Source organism: uncultured Microbulbifer sp., assembly GCF_947489355.1.
In the GTDB taxonomy this organism is placed as follows: domain Bacteria; phylum Pseudomonadota; class Gammaproteobacteria; order Pseudomonadales; family Cellvibrionaceae; genus Microbulbifer.
The window spans coordinates 1-16,093 of record NZ_CANLDD010000068.1; the positions used below are offsets into that span (position 1 = coordinate 1).

Annotated in this window: 13 protein-coding genes and 1 tRNA gene; all 14 read left to right on the forward strand. The window is 57.2% G+C overall.

Translation table 11 applies throughout. The features are described from left to right. A partial coding sequence (locus Q1A48_RS18600) for a hypothetical protein (RefSeq protein ID WP_206604777.1) occupies positions 1-84 on the forward strand: 84 nt, incomplete at its 5' end. Between the two features lie 94 nt (positions 85-178). Next, positions 179-254, forward strand: a tRNA-Trp gene (locus Q1A48_RS18605). Positions 255-369: 115 nt separating this feature from the next. Next, on the forward strand, positions 370-738 hold the full coding sequence (secE, locus tag Q1A48_RS18610; protein ID WP_299947918.1) for a preprotein translocase subunit SecE: 369 nt from the start codon (positions 370-372) through the stop codon (positions 736-738). Between the two features lie 10 nt (positions 739-748). After that, the gene (gene nusG / locus Q1A48_RS18615; protein WP_299947920.1) at positions 749-1,282 is read left to right on the forward strand and encodes a transcription termination/antitermination protein NusG; all 534 of its coding nucleotides are present in this window, start codon (positions 749-751) and stop codon (positions 1,280-1,282) included. 159 nt (positions 1,283-1,441) lie between these two features. Continuing rightward, positions 1,442-1,873, forward strand: coding sequence for a 50S ribosomal protein L11 (gene rplK / locus Q1A48_RS18620; RefSeq protein WP_299947922.1), 432 nt, complete (start codon positions 1,442-1,444; stop codon positions 1,871-1,873). Beyond that, positions 1,874-2,569, forward strand: coding sequence for a 50S ribosomal protein L1 (gene rplA, locus Q1A48_RS18625; protein ID WP_299947924.1), 696 nt, complete (start codon positions 1,874-1,876; stop codon positions 2,567-2,569). Positions 2,570-2,850: 281 nt separating this feature from the next. After that, positions 2,851-3,345 (forward strand): 50S ribosomal protein L10, encoded by a 495-nt coding sequence (gene rplJ / locus Q1A48_RS18630; protein WP_299947926.1) that lies wholly within the window; start codon positions 2,851-2,853, stop codon positions 3,343-3,345. Positions 3,346-3,422: 77 nt separating this feature from the next. Next, complete coding sequence (gene rplL, locus Q1A48_RS18635; protein WP_299947928.1) at positions 3,423-3,788, forward strand: 50S ribosomal protein L7/L12; 366 nt, start codon at positions 3,423-3,425, stop codon at positions 3,786-3,788. Between the two features lie 298 nt (positions 3,789-4,086). Then, the gene (gene rpoB, locus Q1A48_RS18640) at positions 4,087-8,160 is read left to right on the forward strand and encodes a DNA-directed RNA polymerase subunit beta (protein WP_299947930.1); all 4,074 of its coding nucleotides are present in this window, start codon (positions 4,087-4,089) and stop codon (positions 8,158-8,160) included. A 124-nt stretch (positions 8,161-8,284) separates the two neighbouring features. Further along, positions 8,285-12,514 carry a DNA-directed RNA polymerase subunit beta' gene (rpoC, locus tag Q1A48_RS18645; RefSeq protein WP_299947932.1) on the forward strand — a complete coding sequence of 1,410 codons (4,230 nt, stop codon included), beginning with the start codon at positions 8,285-8,287 and terminating at the stop codon, positions 12,512-12,514. A gap of 193 nt (positions 12,515-12,707) precedes the next feature. Continuing rightward, positions 12,708-13,082: a 30S ribosomal protein S12 gene (gene rpsL / locus Q1A48_RS18650; RefSeq protein WP_067150990.1), complete on the forward strand. Its 375-nt coding sequence runs from the start codon at positions 12,708-12,710 to the stop codon at positions 13,080-13,082. Positions 13,083-13,192: 110 nt separating this feature from the next. Continuing rightward, positions 13,193-13,663, forward strand: coding sequence for a 30S ribosomal protein S7 (gene rpsG, locus Q1A48_RS18655; RefSeq protein ID WP_299947937.1), 471 nt, complete (start codon positions 13,193-13,195; stop codon positions 13,661-13,663). A gap of 90 nt (positions 13,664-13,753) precedes the next feature. Then, positions 13,754-15,859, forward strand: coding sequence for an elongation factor G (gene fusA / locus Q1A48_RS18660; protein WP_299947939.1), 2,106 nt, complete (start codon positions 13,754-13,756; stop codon positions 15,857-15,859). Between the two features lie 76 nt (positions 15,860-15,935). Beyond that, positions 15,936-16,093, forward strand: a 158-nt coding sequence (locus Q1A48_RS18665) for a GTP-binding protein (protein ID WP_299947941.1), incomplete at its 3' end; no start/stop codon positions are given.

A 16,093-nucleotide genomic window follows, 5' to 3' on the forward strand; every position in this document is an offset into this window, starting at 1 on the left:
GCCATGGAGGATGGTCTGCGCTTTGCGATTCGCGAAGGCGGGCGCACCGTCGGTGCCGGCGTGGTTGCTAAGATCATTGAGTAATCTTTGATGGCATATCGCCAGGTTCTCTGATGGTGAGTTAGATGGAAGGGAGGGGTTTCGATGCCCTTTCTATCTCCGAGCACTCATGTTGTACAGGCCAGTAGTTCAATTGGTAGAACACCGGTCTCCAAAACCGGGGGTTGGGGGTTCGAGTCCCTCCTGGCCTGCCATTTAAATCACTCCGCTTGGGATAAGCCTGGGGGTGTCACAAAGTCCTGCCTGTCAGTGGGGGTTTTGTGTTTTGAGCGCTAAGCGCTTATTGATAATGCGCCAAGGGCCTCTTTTATGAATGCTAAAGCTGAAGCGAAAACCTTTCGTCTCGACGGCCTGAAGTGGTTTCTGGTAGTGCTGCTGATTGGCAGTGCTGTTGCGGGCAATTCTTATTACGCCGAATTCCCCTTGATTTACCGTGTGCTGGCGATGACGGCTATCTGTCTGGTTGCCGTGGTTGTGGCAGTAAACACCACCAAGGGCAATGCCCTCTGGCAATTGTTGCGCGAAGCGCAAACAGAGGTCCGGCGGGTGGTTTGGCCGACCCGCCAGGAGGCAACCCAGACCACGGTGGTCGTGGTGGTTTTTGTATTGATTATGGCGCTAATTCTCTGGGGACTGGACTCCGCTTTGGGTTGGGCAGTTTCCAAACTTATCGGCTAAAGGTTGATACATGTCAAAGCATTGGTATGTCGTCCAGGCTTACTCGGGATATGAGAAACGTGTCGCCAGCTCCCTGAAAGAACGCATCGAGCTGCACGAAATGGATCACCTGTTTGGTGAGGTGCTGGTCCCTACCGAAGAAGTGGTAGAGATGCGGGCGGGACAGAAACGCAAAAGTGAGCGCAAATTTTTCCCGGGTTACGTCCTGGTGGAAATGGAGCTGAATGACGACACCTGGCATCTGGTGAAAGAAACCCCTCGTGTGCTCGGTTTTATCGGTGGCAAGGCGGACAGACCGGCGCCTATCACTGATCGCGAGGCGCAGGCTATCCTGAATCGCATAGATGACTCTGTAGACAAGCCCAAGCCCAAAACCCTGTTCGAGCCCGGCGAGATGGTTCGGGTTATCGATGGCCCATTTAATGATTTCAACGGCGTGGTCGAAGAAGTTAACTATGAGAAGAGCCGCCTGCGTGTGGCGGTGTTGATCTTCGGGCGATCCACCCCGGTTGAACTGGAGTTTAGCCAAGTAGAGAAGTCCTGATTCCAGTAGGGTTTTTTGTCCTCTTTCGCCGCGAGGTGAAAGGGGATTTTCGCGTCTCCGGAAAACAGCATTTTGTTTTTCCGGCATTCGGGGAGCTGATCCCTGTAGCTGTAACGGCTGCTTGGGAAAGCGTTATCACCCATCTATAGGAGAGCTGTAATGGCTAAGAAAGTTGAAGCTTATATCAAGCTGCAAGTTGCTGCGGGTCAAGCGAACCCCAGCCCGCCCGTCGGCCCTGCACTGGGTCAGCACGGTGTAAACATCATGGAGTTCTGCAAGGCATTCAATGCCCAGACCCAGGGTATGGAGCCGGGTTTGCCGGTGCCGGTTGTGATCTCTGTATATGGTGATCGCTCCTTCACCTTCATCATGAAGACCCCGCCTGCCGCAGTATTGCTGCGCAAGGCTGCCAAGATCAAAAGCGGTTCTGGCCGTCCCAATACGGAAAAGGTGGGCAAGGTGACCCGCGCTCAGCTGGAAGAGATTGCCACCGCCAAGATGCCCGATCTGACCGCATCCGATATGGACGCGGCCGTGCGCACTATTGCCGGTTCCGCACGCAGTGCCGGTATCGAAGTGGAGGGTCTCTAAGTGGCTAAATTGAGCAAGCGCCAGCGCGCTATCGCTGAAAAAGTGGAAGCTGGCAAGGCTTACGGTATCGAAGAAGCAGTTGCCCTGCTGAAAACGCTGTCCAACGTCAAGTTTGCAGAGACGGTAGATGCTTCGGTAAACCTGGGCATCGACCCGCGCAAATCCGACCAGTCTGTTCGCGGTGCAACCACGCTCCCGCACGGTACGGGTAAAGCGGTGCGCGTTGCTGTCTTCACCCAGGGCGCCAACGCCGATGCGGCCAAAGAAGCGGGCGCTGACCTGATCGGTATGGACGAGCTGGCGGCTGACGTAAAAGCGGGCAAGATGGACTTTGACGTCGTCATCGCTTCCCCGGATGCGATGCGTGTTGTTGGCCAGTTGGGCCAGATCCTCGGCCCGCGCGGCCTGATGCCGAACCCGAAGACCGGTACCGTAACCCCGGACGTTGCTACTGCGGTTAAAAATGCCAAGGCGGGTCAGGTGCGTTTTCGCGCCGATAAGGGCGGTATTATCCACGGCGGCATCGGCAAGGTAACCTTCGACACGAATGCACTGAAAGAAAACCTGGAGGCTCTGGTTGCGGATCTGAAGAAGGCCAAACCAGCTTCTGCCAAGGGCGTATTTTTGAAGAAGATCACCCTGAGCAGCACTATGGGTCCGGGTCTGGTTATCGACCAGTCTTCCCTGAACATCTAATTGAAACTGTGCAGAGGCAAATGCCGCTGGGCAGTACAGTGAACTTTGGGGTCCACCCCTATGCTTGGCAAAAGGGTGGGCTGTCAAAGACCGTAGGTGCCCGGTGCGTTGAGGTTTAACGCATCAGGCTTAATCCGGATTTTGGCCAGGTAGGCCAAAAAGAGGTTCGAACCTACGCAGACGGTGTCGCCCAAGCCAGTATTTTTACTGGATTTGCGCTTTATGCACCGGAACGGGCCGGGCGATTGCGTCCGGTTTTTTTCAAATCCAGGAGTGACACTATGGCTATTGGACTCGAAGACAAGAAAGCGATTGTCGCAGAAGTCCAGCAAGCTGCTTCCGGCGCTCTGTCTGCGGTTGTTGCGGATTCCCGCGGCGTTACCGTCAATGACATGACCGCCCTGCGCAAAGAGGCTCGCGAGAACGGCGTTTGGTTGAAAGTCGTTCGCAACACTCTGGCGCGCCGCGCTCTGGCAGGTACCGATTACGAATGTCTGACCGACAAATTCGTAGGTCCCAGCATTATTGCATTTTCCAACGAACATCCGGGTGCCGGTGCGCGCATCCTGAGTCAGTTCGCCAAGGGCAATGACAAGCTGGACCTGAAAGGAGCTGCCTTCGAGGGTGCGATCACCGACGTTGCCCTGTTGGCGAGTCTGCCAACATACGACGAGGCGATCGCCAGACTGATGAGCGTGTTGAAAGAAGCATCTGCTGGCAAGCTGGTTCGCACGATTGCGGCCGTTCGCGACCAAAAAGAGCAGGAAGCTGCGTAAGGTGTTCGCGCAGGCGAATCGCAGTTTCAAAATGAAATACGAGCAGCTACTGCTCAAACCAATTCAGGTAATGACTCATGTCTCTGACTAAAGAAGATATCATCAACGCTGTTGCCGAAATGTCCGTTAAGGATGTCGTCGAACTGATCGAAGCGATGGAAGAGAAGTTCGGTGTAACTGCTGCTGCAGCAGTTGTAGCCGGCCCGGCTGCGGCTGAAGCGGCTGAGGAGAAGGACGCTTTCGACGTAATCCTGACTGCTGTAGGCGACAAGAAGGTAAACGTGATCAAGACTGTTCGCGGCATCACCGGTCTGGGCCTGAAGGAGGCCAAGGCGCTGGTTGACGGCGCTCCAAGCCCGCTGAAGGAAGGCGTAAGCAAGGACGAAGCGGAAGCCGCTAAGAAAGAGCTGGAAGAAGCTGGCGCAACGGTAGAACTGAAGTAATTCAGTAGTTGTGATTCCCGCTACCAGTTGTTTGATACGGCGGTGGCGGTAAGGCTGGTGGACTTTTGTCTGCCGGCCTTTTTGCCGTTTGCGATGCTGGGGTTTTGCCGGTAACGGCGAGGATAAAGGTGCGGTAAATTGCAATGAACCGCAGTGCAGCGGCTGCGCTGCCTGGAACACATGGAGAGAGGATTCTGACCAGAACAGTGAAGCTGTGTTGTTCAGAGGCTTCTCGCCCGTAAAAGCTCCCGAGTGGAGTTCCACGAAGTCTTGCCACCGATCAAGCTGGGGAATTTGAATGGCTTACTCATATACTGAGAAAAAACGTATCCGCAAGGATTTTGGCAAACTGCCCAAGGTCATGGATGTGCCCTTCCTGCTTGCGATACAGCTGGATTCATATCGCAATTTTACACAGGCCGACAAGCGCCCCGATGTGCGTCGGGACATTGGTCTGCAGGCGGCGTTTAAATCCGTATTTCCAATTGTCAGCTATTCCGGCAACGCCGCCTTGGAGTATGTGAGTTATACCCTCGGTAAGCCCGCTTTCGACGTCAAGGAATGTACCCTGCGCGGGGCAACTTACGCCTGTCCGCTGCGCGTGCGTGTGCGCCTGATTATTTACGATAGAGAATCTGCGAATAAGTCCATCAAGGACATCAAAGAACAGGAAGTGTACATGGGCGAAATCCCGCTCATGACAGACAACGGTACCTTTGTCATCAACGGTACCGAGCGGGTCATCGTATCCCAATTGCACCGCTCCCCGGGTGTATTCTTCGATCACGACAAAGGCAAGACCCATTCCTCCGGCAAGCTGCTGTACGCCGCGCGCGTTATCCCTTACCGCGGTTCCTGGCTCGATTTCGAGTTCGATCCAAAAGATCTGGTATTTGTGCGTATCGACCGCCGGCGTAAATTGCCGGCGACCATCCTCTTGCGCGCCCTGGGTTACAGTTCTCAGGAAATGTTGGAGATGTTCTTCGAAACCAGCAGGTTCGACCTACTGGAGGACCGCGTCAGTCTGGAGCTGATTCCCTCCCGTCTGCGCGGTGACGTCGCTTCCTTCGACATTAAGGACAGCAATGGCAAGGTGGTAGTGGAAGAGGGGCGTCGCATTACGCCGCGCCATATCCGCCAGTTGGAAAAATCCGGGGTCAAGAGTCTGGAAGCGCCACTGGAATATTTGTTTGGGCGTATCCTGGCGCACGATGTGATCGACGAGTCTACTGGCGAGATCGCGGTCGAGTGCAACACGGAGATTAACGATGAGGTCATCGCCAAGCTGCAGGAGCTCAACGTCAAACACTGCGAAACCCTGTACACCAATGATCTTGATCGCGGCTCGTTTATCTCGGATACCCTGCGCGCAGATCCCTCCCGCACCCAGTTGGAAGCGCTGGTAGAAATCTATCGTATGATGCGCCCGGGCGAACCGCCCACCAAGGAGTCGGCGGAATCCTTATTTGAGAACCTGTTCTTTACAGACGAGCGCTACGACCTGTCTGCCGTTGGCCGCATGAAGTTCAACCGCCGTCTCGGCCGCGAAGACGAGACCGGTTCCGGTACCCTGAGTAAAGAGGACATTGTCGAAGTACTCAAAACCCTGATCGATATCCGCAACGGCCAGGGGATGGTGGATGATATCGACCACCTGGGTAACCGCCGGGTACGTTCCGTGGGCGAGATGGCCGAAAACCAGTTCCGCGTGGGACTGGTGCGCGTGGAGCGCGCGGTCAAGGAACGCCTGTCCATGGCCGAGTCCGAGGGCCTGATGCCACAGGACCTGATCAACGCCAAACCGGTGGCGGCGGCAGTCAAGGAATTCTTCGGCTCCTCGCAGTTGTCCCAGTTTATGGACCAGAACAACCCGCTGTCGGAAGTGACCCACAAGCGCCGCGTTTCCGCGCTGGGTCCGGGCGGCCTGACCCGCGAGCGCGCCGGTTTTGAGGTGCGTGACGTCCATTCGACCCACTACGGCCGCGTATGTCCGATTGAAACCCCGGAAGGGCCGAACATCGGGCTGATCAACTCGCTTGCCACTTACGCCCGTGCCAACCACTTTGGCTTTCTCGAGAGCGCCTACCGGAGAGTGATCGACGGCTGCGTAACTGATGAAATCGAATATCTGTCCGCCATCAATGAGGCCAATTATGTGATTGCCCAGGCGTCCGCAGCGGTTGATGGGGATGGTCGCTTTACCGATGACCTGGTAAGCGTGCGGCACCAAAACGAATTCGCCCTAAAGGCACCGGGTGAAATCCAGTATATGGATGTCTCCGCCAAGCAGGTGGTGTCCGTGGCTGCGGCCATGATCCCGTTTCTGGAGCACGATGACGCCAACCGTGCATTGATGGGCTCGAACATGCAGCGCCAAGCGGTTCCGACCCTGCGCGCTGAAAAACCGCTGGTTGGTACTGGTATGGAGCGCACCGTAGCGCGTGACTCCGGCGTGTGTGTGGTGGCCAACCGCGGCGGTGTGATCGAGCGTGTGGACTCCAGCCGTGTGGTGGTGCGCGTGGCGGATGCCGAGGTGGAAACCGGTGATGCGGGTGTGGATATTTACAACCTGACCAAGTACATCCGCTCCAACCAGAATACCTGTATCAATCAGCGCCCGATTGTGAATACCGGTGATCGCGTGGCCCGTGGCGATATCCTCGCCGACGGCCCCTCAATCGACCTGGGCGAGCTGGCACTGGGCCAGAATATGCGCATCGCATTTATGCCCTGGAATGGCTACAACTTTGAGGACTCCATCCTTATCAGCGAGCGGGTTGTACAGGAAGACCGCTTCACCACCATCCATATCCAGGAGCTGACCTGTATTGCCCGCGACACCAAGCTGGGCAGTGAGGAAATCACCGCGGATATCCCCAATGTGGGCGAATCTGCGCTGAACAAACTGGACGAATCCGGCATCGTTTATATCGGTGCGGAAGTGGGCGCCGGTGACATCCTGGTGGGCAAAGTGACTCCGAAAGGGGAGGCCCAGCTGACCCCGGAAGAAAAGCTGCTGCGCGCAATTTTTGGCGAGAAGGCCTCCGACGTGAAGGACACTTCCCTGCGCGCGCCCAGTGGCACCCGCGGTACCGTGATCGACGTACAGGTATTTACCCGCGATGGCCTGCAGAAAGACCAGCGCTCCATTGATATCGAAAAGGCGCAGCTGGACGAGGTGCGCAAGGATCTGAACGAAGAATACCGCATCGTGGAAGGTGCAACCTTCGAACGCCTACAGACTGCACTGCAGGGTCAGAAAGCCGCGGGTGGCAAAGGTATCAGCAAGGGCGAGGAGCTGACAACCGAAGTACTGGGCGCGCTGCCCCGTGAAGACTGGTTCAAGCTGCGCATGGAAGACGAGAGCCTGAATGAGCAGTTGGAAAAAGCGGAAGCCCAGTTAAAAGAGCGCCGTAAACTGCTTGATGAAGCCTTCGAAGACAAGAAGAAAAAACTGGAGTCCGGCGATGATCTGGCGCCGGGTGTGCTGAAAATCGTCAAGGTGTATCTGGCGATCAAACGCCGTATCCAGCCGGGCGACAAGATGGCCGGTCGCCACGGGAACAAGGGTGTGATCTCCGTGATCAAGCCCGTCGAGGATATGCCTTACGATGAAAACGGCGAGCCGGTGGATATCGTCCTGAACCCGCTGGGCGTTCCCTCGCGGATGAACGTCGGCCAGGTTCTGGAAATGCACCTGGGCATGGCCGCCAAGGGGCTCGGTGTGAAAATCGACCGCATGATCAAGGAGCAGCAGGAAGTCGCCAAGGTACGTGGTTTCCTGGATGCGGTTTACAACTCCACCGGTGGTCGTCGCGAAGAGCTGGAGGCTCTGTCCGATGAGGAGGTCATGGCGATGGCGCAGAACCTCCGCCGCGGTGTGCCCATGGCCACGCCGGTCTTTGACGGAGCCGATGAAAGCGAGATCAAACAGCTGTTGCGTCTCGCCGATATCCCGGATTCCGGTCAGATCACCCTGCATGACGGCCGCACCGGCGATGCCTTCGAGCGTCCGGTAACCGTGGGCTACATGTACATGCTGAAGCTGAACCACCTGGTAGATGACAAGATGCATGCGCGTTCCACCGGCTCCTACAGCCTGGTTACCCAGCAGCCCCTGGGGGGTAAGGCGCAGTTTGGCGGCCAGCGTTTCGGGGAGATGGAGGTCTGGGCTTTGGAAGCTTATGGCGCCGCCTACACCCTGCAGGAAATGCTTACGGTCAAGTCCGACGACGTGGAAGGACGTACCAAGATGTACAAGAACATCGTGGACTCGGACCACCGTATGGAGCCCGGTATGCCGGAGTCCTTTAATGTTCTGGTCAAGGAAATCCGCTCTCTCGGCATGAACTTCGAGCTCGAGCACGAGTAGGACGGATTTGCGCAGAACAAGCAGGTGAATTGAGACAAGCGCCGGTACCCCCCTAGTTTCGGGGGCGCCGGCCCACCCGGCACAGCATATAGCCGGTTGAATATCCCCCAGTGGAGGAAAGGCCTTGAAAGATTTATTAAATCTGGTGAAGTCCCAGGAGCAGTTGGAAGAGTTTGATGCGATCCGCATCGGTCTGGCCTCGCCGGACATGATCCGCTCCTGGTCCTACGGCGAAGTGAAAAAGCCGGAGACCATCAACTACCGCACCTTCAAACCAGAGCGCGAAGGCTTATTCTGTGCCAAGATTTTTGGTCCGGTAAAGGATTACGAGTGCCTGTGCGGCAAATACAAGCGCATGAAGCACCGCGGCATTATTTGTGAGAAATGTGGCGTTGAGGTGACCAAGGCCAAGGTGCGCCGGGAGCGTATGGGCCACATCGAGCTGGCCAGCCCGGTCGCGCATATCTGGTTCCTGAAATCCCTACCGTCCCGTATCGGCCTGTTGCTGGATATGACCCTGCGGGATATCGAGCGTGTGCTCTACTTCGAATCCTACGTGGTGACCGAGCCGGGCATGACCACTCTGGAGCGCGGCCAACTGCTCAACGATGAGCAGTACTTCGAGGCGATGGAGGAGTTCGCTGACGAGTTCGAAGCGAAGATGGGCGCCGAGGCGATTCAGGAACTGATGCACGATATCGAGTTGCCGGCAGAAATCCAACGCCTGCGCGAGGAGATTCCGGCCACCAACTCCGAGACCAAGATCAAGAAGCTGTCCAAGCGCCTGAAGTTATTGGAGGCCTTCTACAAGTCCGGCAACAATCCCGAGTGGATGATTATGCAGGCCCTGCCGGTACTGCCGCCGGATCTGCGCCCGCTGGTACCGCTGGATGGCGGTCGCTTTGCGACCTCGGATCTGAACGACCTGTACCGCCGCGTGATCAACCGCAACAACCGCCTCAAGCGCCTGCTGGAGCTGAATGCGCCGGATATCATTGTGCGCAACGAAAAGCGTATGTTGCAGGAATCCGTGGACGCGCTGCTGGATAATGGCCGCCGCGGCCGCGCCATTACCGGCTCCAACAAGCGCCCGCTGAAATCTCTGGCGGACATGATCAAAGGCAAGCAGGGCCGCTTCCGCCAGAACCTTCTGGGTAAGCGCGTGGATTACTCCGGCCGCTCCGTAATCGTGGTGGGGCCGACCCTGCGCCTGCACCAGTGTGGTCTGCCTAAGAAAATGGCCCTGGAACTGTTCAAGCCGTTTATTTTCGGCAAGCTCGAGTCCCGTGGACTGGCTACCACGATCAAAGCCGCCAAGAAAATGGTGGAGCGTGAAGAGGCTGTCGTTTGGGATATCCTCGATGAGGTGATCCGCGAGCACCCGGTACTGCTGAACCGTGCACCGACCCTGCACCGCCTGGGTATTCAGGCGTTCGAGCCGGTACTGATTGAAGGCAAGGCGATCCAACTGCATCCGCTGGTGTGCGCCGCCTACAACGCCGACTTCGACGGTGACCAGATGGCGGTGCATGTGCCGCTGACCATCGAAGCGCAGATGGAATCCCGCGCGCTGATGATGTCCACCAACAATATTCTGTCGCCTGCCAACGGCGAGCCAATCATTGTACCGTCCCAGGATGTGGTTCTGGGGCTGTACTGGATGACCCGGGAACGCGTCAACGACAAGGGCGAGGGGATGTTCTTCTCTGACGTCAAGGAAGTCAGCCGCGCTTTCTACGCCAAGCAGGTTGGTCTGCAGGCGAAGGTCAAGGTGCGTATCTGCGAGAGGATCCTGGGGGAAGACGGCGAGAAACACGAAACCATCTCTGTACAGGACACCACGGTAGGCCGTGCGCTGCTATGGAATATCGTGCCGGAAGGACTACCGTTTGCGCTGGTCAACCAGCCCATGAAGAAGAAATCCATTTCCCGGGTTCTGAACGAGTGCTACCGCAAGGTGGGTTTGAAAGCGACGGTTATTTTCGCCGACCAGTTGATGTACACCGGTTTCGATTTCTCTACCAAGTCCGGCTCCTCCATTGGTGTGAACGACTTCGAGATCCCCGCTGCCAAGGCTGATTTGATCACGGTGGCTGAAGAGGAAGTGAAGGAGATCGAAAGCCAGTTTGCCTCCGGCCTGGTAACCCAGGGCGAGAAATACAACAAGGTTATCGACGTCTGGTCCCGCACCAACGACAAGGTGACCAAGGCCATGATGGCCGGCATCAAAAAGGAGCCGGTGGTCGACCGCGAGGGCAAGAAGACCGAGCAGGATTCCTTCAACTCTGTCTATATGTATGCGGACTCCGGCGCGCGGGGCTCCGAGGCACAAATTCGCCAGCTCGCCGGCATGCGTGGCCTGATGGCCCGCCCGGATGGCTCCATTATCGAAAACGCCATTACCGCAAACTTCCGTGAAGGTCTGACCGTACAGCAATACTTTATCTCCACTCACGGTGCCCGTAAGGGGCTGGCGGATACCGCACTGAAAACCGCCAACTCCGGTTATCTGACCCGCCGCCTGGTGGATGTTGCTCAGGACGTGGTAATCACCGAACCCGACTGTGGTACCGATGACGGCCTGACCATGGCGCCGGTAATTGAGGGCGGCGATGTCATCGAGTCTCTCGGTGACCGCATCCTCGGCCGTGTTGTGGCACGGGATGTGCTGAAGCCCGGTAGCGACGAGATCGCCGTTTCCGCCGGCACCATGATCGATGAAAAGTGGGTGGAACGCATCGAGGCTATGGGCATCGATGAGGTTCTGGTGCGCTCGCCAATCACCTGTGAAACTGCCCACGGTATCTGTGCCCAGTGCTACGGCCGCGACCTGGCTCGTGGTCACCGCGCCAACTCGGGTGAGTCTGTGGGTGTTGTCGCCGCACAGTCCATCGGTGAGCCGGGCACCCAGTTGACCATGCGCACCTTCCATATCGGTGGTGCTGCGAGCCGCGCCTCCGCAGCGGACAGCATCCAGGTGAAACAGGGCGGTACCGTGCGTCTGCACAATGTGAAGACAGTGAAAACCGAAGCCGGTACCCTGGTAGCGGTATCCCGCTCCGGTGAGTTGGCGATTGCTGACCGTGCCGGCCGCGAGCGCGAGCGCTACAAGCTGCCCTACGGTGCGGTGATCAGTGTGGATGAAGGTACCGAGGTAAGCGGGGGTCAGATCGTGGCCAAGTGGGACCCGCACACTCACCCGATCATCACCGAGGTGGCCGGTTGGGTGAAGCTCTCCGGTATGGAGGACGGGCTCTCAATCCGCAAGCAGACCGATGAAATCACCGGTCTGTCCTCTATCGAAGTGATTGATCCGGCCGAGCGCCCGGCCGCGGGTAAAGACCTGCGCCCTGCGGTGACCCTGGTGAACGAGAACGGCGAAGAGCTGACCCTGGCTAACAGCAATGCGCCTGCGCACTATGCGCTGCCGGCGCGCGCGATTCTCAGTCTCGCCGATGGCAACAAGGCCAATGTGGGAGATGTGATCGCCCGTATTCCGCAGGAATCCGGTGGTACCAAGGACATTACCGGCGGTTTGCCGCGGGTTGCCGACCTGTTCGAGGCACGCAAGCCGAAAGAGCCCTCCATTTTGGCGGAGATCTCCGGTACCGTTTCCTTCGGTAAAGAAACCAAGGGCAAGGTGCGCCTGCAAATCACTCCCCGCGATGGCAAACCACTGGCCAATGGCAAGGACCACTACGAGGTTTTGATACCGAAGCATCGCCAGCTGACGGTATTCGAGGGTGAGACGGTAGAGAAGGGCGAGGTGATCTCCGATGGTCCGTCCAACTCGCACGATATCCTGCGCCTGAAGGGCGTTGAAGAGCTGGCGCGTTACATTACCAACGAGATCCAGGAGGTGTACCGCCTCCAGGGCGTAGGCATCAACGATAAGCACATCGAAACGATTGTGCGTCAAATGCTGCGCAAGGTGGAAATCACCGAGATGGGTGATTCCGACTTTATCAAGGGCGACCAGGTAGAGTACCAGCGCGTGATCGAAGAGAACGAGCAGCTGCGTGCCGAGAACAAGCAGCCTGCGCAGTTTGAGCGCCTGCTGCTGGGGATTACCAAGGCCTCCCTGGCCACAGAGTCCTTCCTGTCCGCGGCCTCCTTCCAGGAGACCACCCGCGTCCTGACCGAAGCGGCAGTGACCGGCAAAGGGGACAGCCTGCGCGGCCTGAAGGAAAATGTAGTTGTGGGTCGCCTGATTCCGGCGGGGACCGGTCTGGCTTACCACAGCGAGCGCAAACGCAGACGCAGCCTGCAGTTGGAAGAGAGCTTCGGCGAAGGCCCCTCCGCAGCAGAGGTGGAAGCAGCCCTGACCGAGGCCCTGAAATCCTCTGGCGGGTAGGCATGATTTTGCCCCGACAGCCTGAGCGGTCAGCACAGCTGCCCGTTGCCGATTGACTCAGGGGGATGTCGCCTATAAAATGCGGCCCCCGCTGATGTGGGGTGTATCGTCCGGCTTATGGGTCGGCATTACACACAGACGACAGGCCCTCACCGTAAGAGGTGGGGGCATTTTATTTTTGGAGTGATTTTTAATGGCAACGATCAACCAGTTGGTTCGTAAGCCGAGAAAACGCAAAGTTGAAAAAAGCGACGTACCCGCGCTGCAGGCCAGCCCGCAGCGCCGGGGAGTTTGCACCCGCGTATACACCACAACACCGAAGAAGCCGAACTCCGCACTGCGCAAGGTTTGTCGTGTGCGTCTCACCAATGGTTACGAAGTCACTTCGTACATCGGCGGTGAAGGCCACAACCTGCAGGAGCACAGTGTGGTACTGATTCGCGGTGGTCGTGTCAAAGACCTGCCGGGCGTGCGCTACCATACAGTACGCGGGGCACTGGACTGTGCTGGCGTCAATGATCGCAAGCAGGGCCGTTCCAAGTACGGTGCCAAGCGTCCAAAAGGTTAATCCCCTTTAACGATTTGCGTTTCGGTTTACAACCGGAGTAAGGCTGAGCTCGCCGAATTGTAAGGTTTTACGGCGGCGTCTCAGAATAACCCTGAAGAGAGGCAATTCCCATGCCGAGAAGACGAGTAGTCGCCAAGCGCGAAGTGCTGCCCGACCCCAAGTTCGGAAACGTCACCCTGGCCAAGTTCATGAACCATGTCATGATCAGTGGCAAGAAGTCAGTCGCAGAGCGTATCGTATACGGTGCTCTGGATACGATTTCTGAAAAACTCAACAAAGACCCGATCGAAATATTCGAAGAGTCTCTGGAAAACATCTCGCCGATGGTGGAAGTGAAATCCCGCCGTGTGGGTGGCGCGACCTATCAGGTGCCTGTAGAAGTGCGCCCCTCGCGCCGTATGGCGCTGGCAATGCGCTGGCTGGTGGAGTTCTCGCGCAAGCGCGGCGAGAAGTCCATGGCCCAGCGCCTGGCCAACGAAATGATCGACGCAGCCCAGAACAAGGGCGGTGCGGTCAAGAAGCGTGAAGATGTACACCGCATGGCAGAAGCCAACAAGGCGTTCTCTCACTACCGTTTCTAAGTCTGATGATGATCGACATCGGAAATTAATACCGAAAGGCAGCAGGGAAGTTTCCTGGCTGCCTTTTGCCGTTATATCGAGGATACAACTGTGGCACGTAAAACGCCTATCGCACGCTATCGCAATATCGGTATCTGCGCCCACGTAGACGCCGGCAAAACCACTACGACAGAACGCGTACTTTTCTATACTGGCCTGTCCCACAAAATTGGTGAGGTGCACGAAGGTGCCGCCACTATGGACTGGATGGAGCAGGAGCAGGAGCGCGGTATTACCATCACCTCCGCTGCGACCACCTGCTTTTGGGCTGGCATGCAGCAGCAGTTCGACCAGCACCGTGTCAATATCATCGACACGCCGGGACACGTTGACTTCACCATCGAAGTAGAGCGCTCCCTGCGCGTACTCGACGGCGCTATTGTTGTGCTGTGTGGCTCCTCTGGCGTTCAGCCTCAGACAGAAACTGTTTGGCGCCAGGCGAACAAGTACGAAGTGCCGCGCATGGTCTTTGTCAACAAAATGGACCGCGCCGGAGCCAACTTCCGCAACGTCGTAAAGCAGCTGAAAGACCGGCTGAATGCCAATGCGGTTCCGCTGCAGATGACCATCGGCGCTGAAGAGGACTTCAAAGGCGTGGTCGATCTGGTCAAGATGAAGGCCATTATCTGGAATGAAACTGACCAGGGCACAACCTTCACCTACGAAAACATCCCCACAGAGATGGTGGACGAGTGTGAAGAAATGCGCGAGTTCCTGGTGGAAGCGGCAGCGGAAGCCAGTGAAGAGCTGATGGAGAAATACCTGGAAGGGGAGTCGCTGAGCGAAGAGGAAATCAAGGCAGCCATCCGTCAGCGCACCCTGGCCAATGAAATCGTACCGGTTCTGGGCGGCTCTGCCTTCAAGAACAAAGGCGTGCAGGCAGTCCTGGACGCGGTGATCGAGTACCTGCCGGCGCCGACCGAGGTGAAAGCGATTGAGGGGACGCTGGATGATGGTGAAACCATGGAAACCCGCGAAGCCGATGACGACGCACCCTTTGCCGCGCTGGCGTTCAAAATTGCCACAGATCCCTTTGTGGGCACGCTGACCTTTTTCCGCGTCTATTCCGGTCGCCTGGAGAGCGGTACCGCGGTATACAATTCCGTCAAAATGAAGAAGGAGCGCGTCGGCCGAATGGTGCAGATGCACTCCAATGACCGCAAGGAAATCAAGGAAGTACTGGCTGGCGACATCGCCGCGGCAATTGGCCTGAAAGATGTGACCACCGGTGACACCCTGTGTGCCGAGAAGAATAAAATTGTCCTTGAGCGTATGGAATTTCCCGAACCGGTCATTCACGTTGCGGTTGAGCCCAAGTCCAAAGCGGACCAGGAAAAGATGGGGGTTGCGCTGGGCAAGCTGGCCCAGGAGGACCCGTCTTTCCGCGTGAGAACCGATGAGGAAACCGGCCAGACCATCATTGGCGGCATGGGCGAGCTGCACCTGGATATCATCGTGGACCGTATGAGACGGGAATTCAGCGTGGAGGCCAATATCGGCAAGCCACAAGTGGCCTACCGCGAAGCGATTCGCAATACCTCTGAGATTGAAGGCAAGTTTGTTCGCCAGTCCGGTGGTCGCGGTCAGTTCGGTCACATATGGGTGAAGTTCGAGCCCGCCGAGGATGCGTCCCAGGAAGGTCTGGAATTCGTCAATGAAATCGCGGGCGGAGTGGTACCCAAGGAATACATCCCGGCGGTACAGAAAGGGATCGAAGAGCAGATGCAAAACGGTGTTCTGGCAGGCTACCCACTGCTGGGCCTGAAGGCGACCCTGTATGACGGTTCCTACCACGATGTGGACTCCAGCGAAATGGCGTTTAAAATTGCCGGCTCCATGGCGACCAAGAAGCTGTCCTCCGTGGGCGGTGCGGTGCTGCTTGAGCCTGTGATGAAAGTGGAAGTGGTCACTCCGGAAGAAAACATGGGGGACGTGGTCGGTGACCTCAACCGTCGCCGTGGCCTCATTCAAGGTATGGACGATAACCCGGCTGGCAAGGTGGTGAATGCCGAAGTGCCGCTGGCGGAAATGTTTGGTTACGCAACCGACCTGCGCTCGGCCACCCAGGGCCGTGCTACCTATACCATGGAGTTTCTGAAGTACGCGGAAGCGCCGAAAAACGTGGCCGATGAAATCATCGCAAAGAACAAGGCCTGATTCACTTCTGCTCAAATGAGTCCCGGCGCATAAGTCGGGGTTTCTTTGGCAAACACTTAGCTCGAGGACATCTAAGATGGCAAAAGAAAAGTTTGAACGTTCCAAGCCCCACGTGAACGTGGGCACCATCGGTCACGTAGACCACGGTAAAACCACCCTGACCGCAGCGCTGACCCGCGTCTGTGCGGAAGTTTGGGGCGGTGACGCAGTTGCTTTCGACGGTATCGACAATGC

Excerpts from the sequence above, each read along its gene's own strand:
- secE (WP_299947918.1), top strand. The coding sequence starts at position 370 with ATGAATGCTAAAGCTGAAGCGAAAACCTTTCGTCTCGACGGCCTGAAG.
- nusG (WP_299947920.1), top strand. The coding sequence starts at position 749 with ATGTCAAAGCATTGGTATGTCGTCCAGGCTTACTCGGGATATGAGAAA.
- rplK (WP_299947922.1), top strand. The coding sequence starts at position 1,442 with ATGGCTAAGAAAGTTGAAGCTTATATCAAGCTGCAAGTTGCTGCGGGT.
- rplJ (WP_299947926.1), top strand. The coding sequence starts at position 2,851 with ATGGCTATTGGACTCGAAGACAAGAAAGCGATTGTCGCAGAAGTCCAG.
- rplL (WP_299947928.1), top strand. The coding sequence starts at position 3,423 with ATGTCTCTGACTAAAGAAGATATCATCAACGCTGTTGCCGAAATGTCC.
- rpoB (WP_299947930.1), top strand. The coding sequence starts at position 4,087 with ATGGCTTACTCATATACTGAGAAAAAACGTATCCGCAAGGATTTTGGC.
- rpsL (WP_067150990.1), top strand. The coding sequence starts at position 12,708 with ATGGCAACGATCAACCAGTTGGTTCGTAAGCCGAGAAAACGCAAAGTT.
- rpsG (WP_299947937.1), top strand. The coding sequence starts at position 13,193 with ATGCCGAGAAGACGAGTAGTCGCCAAGCGCGAAGTGCTGCCCGACCCC.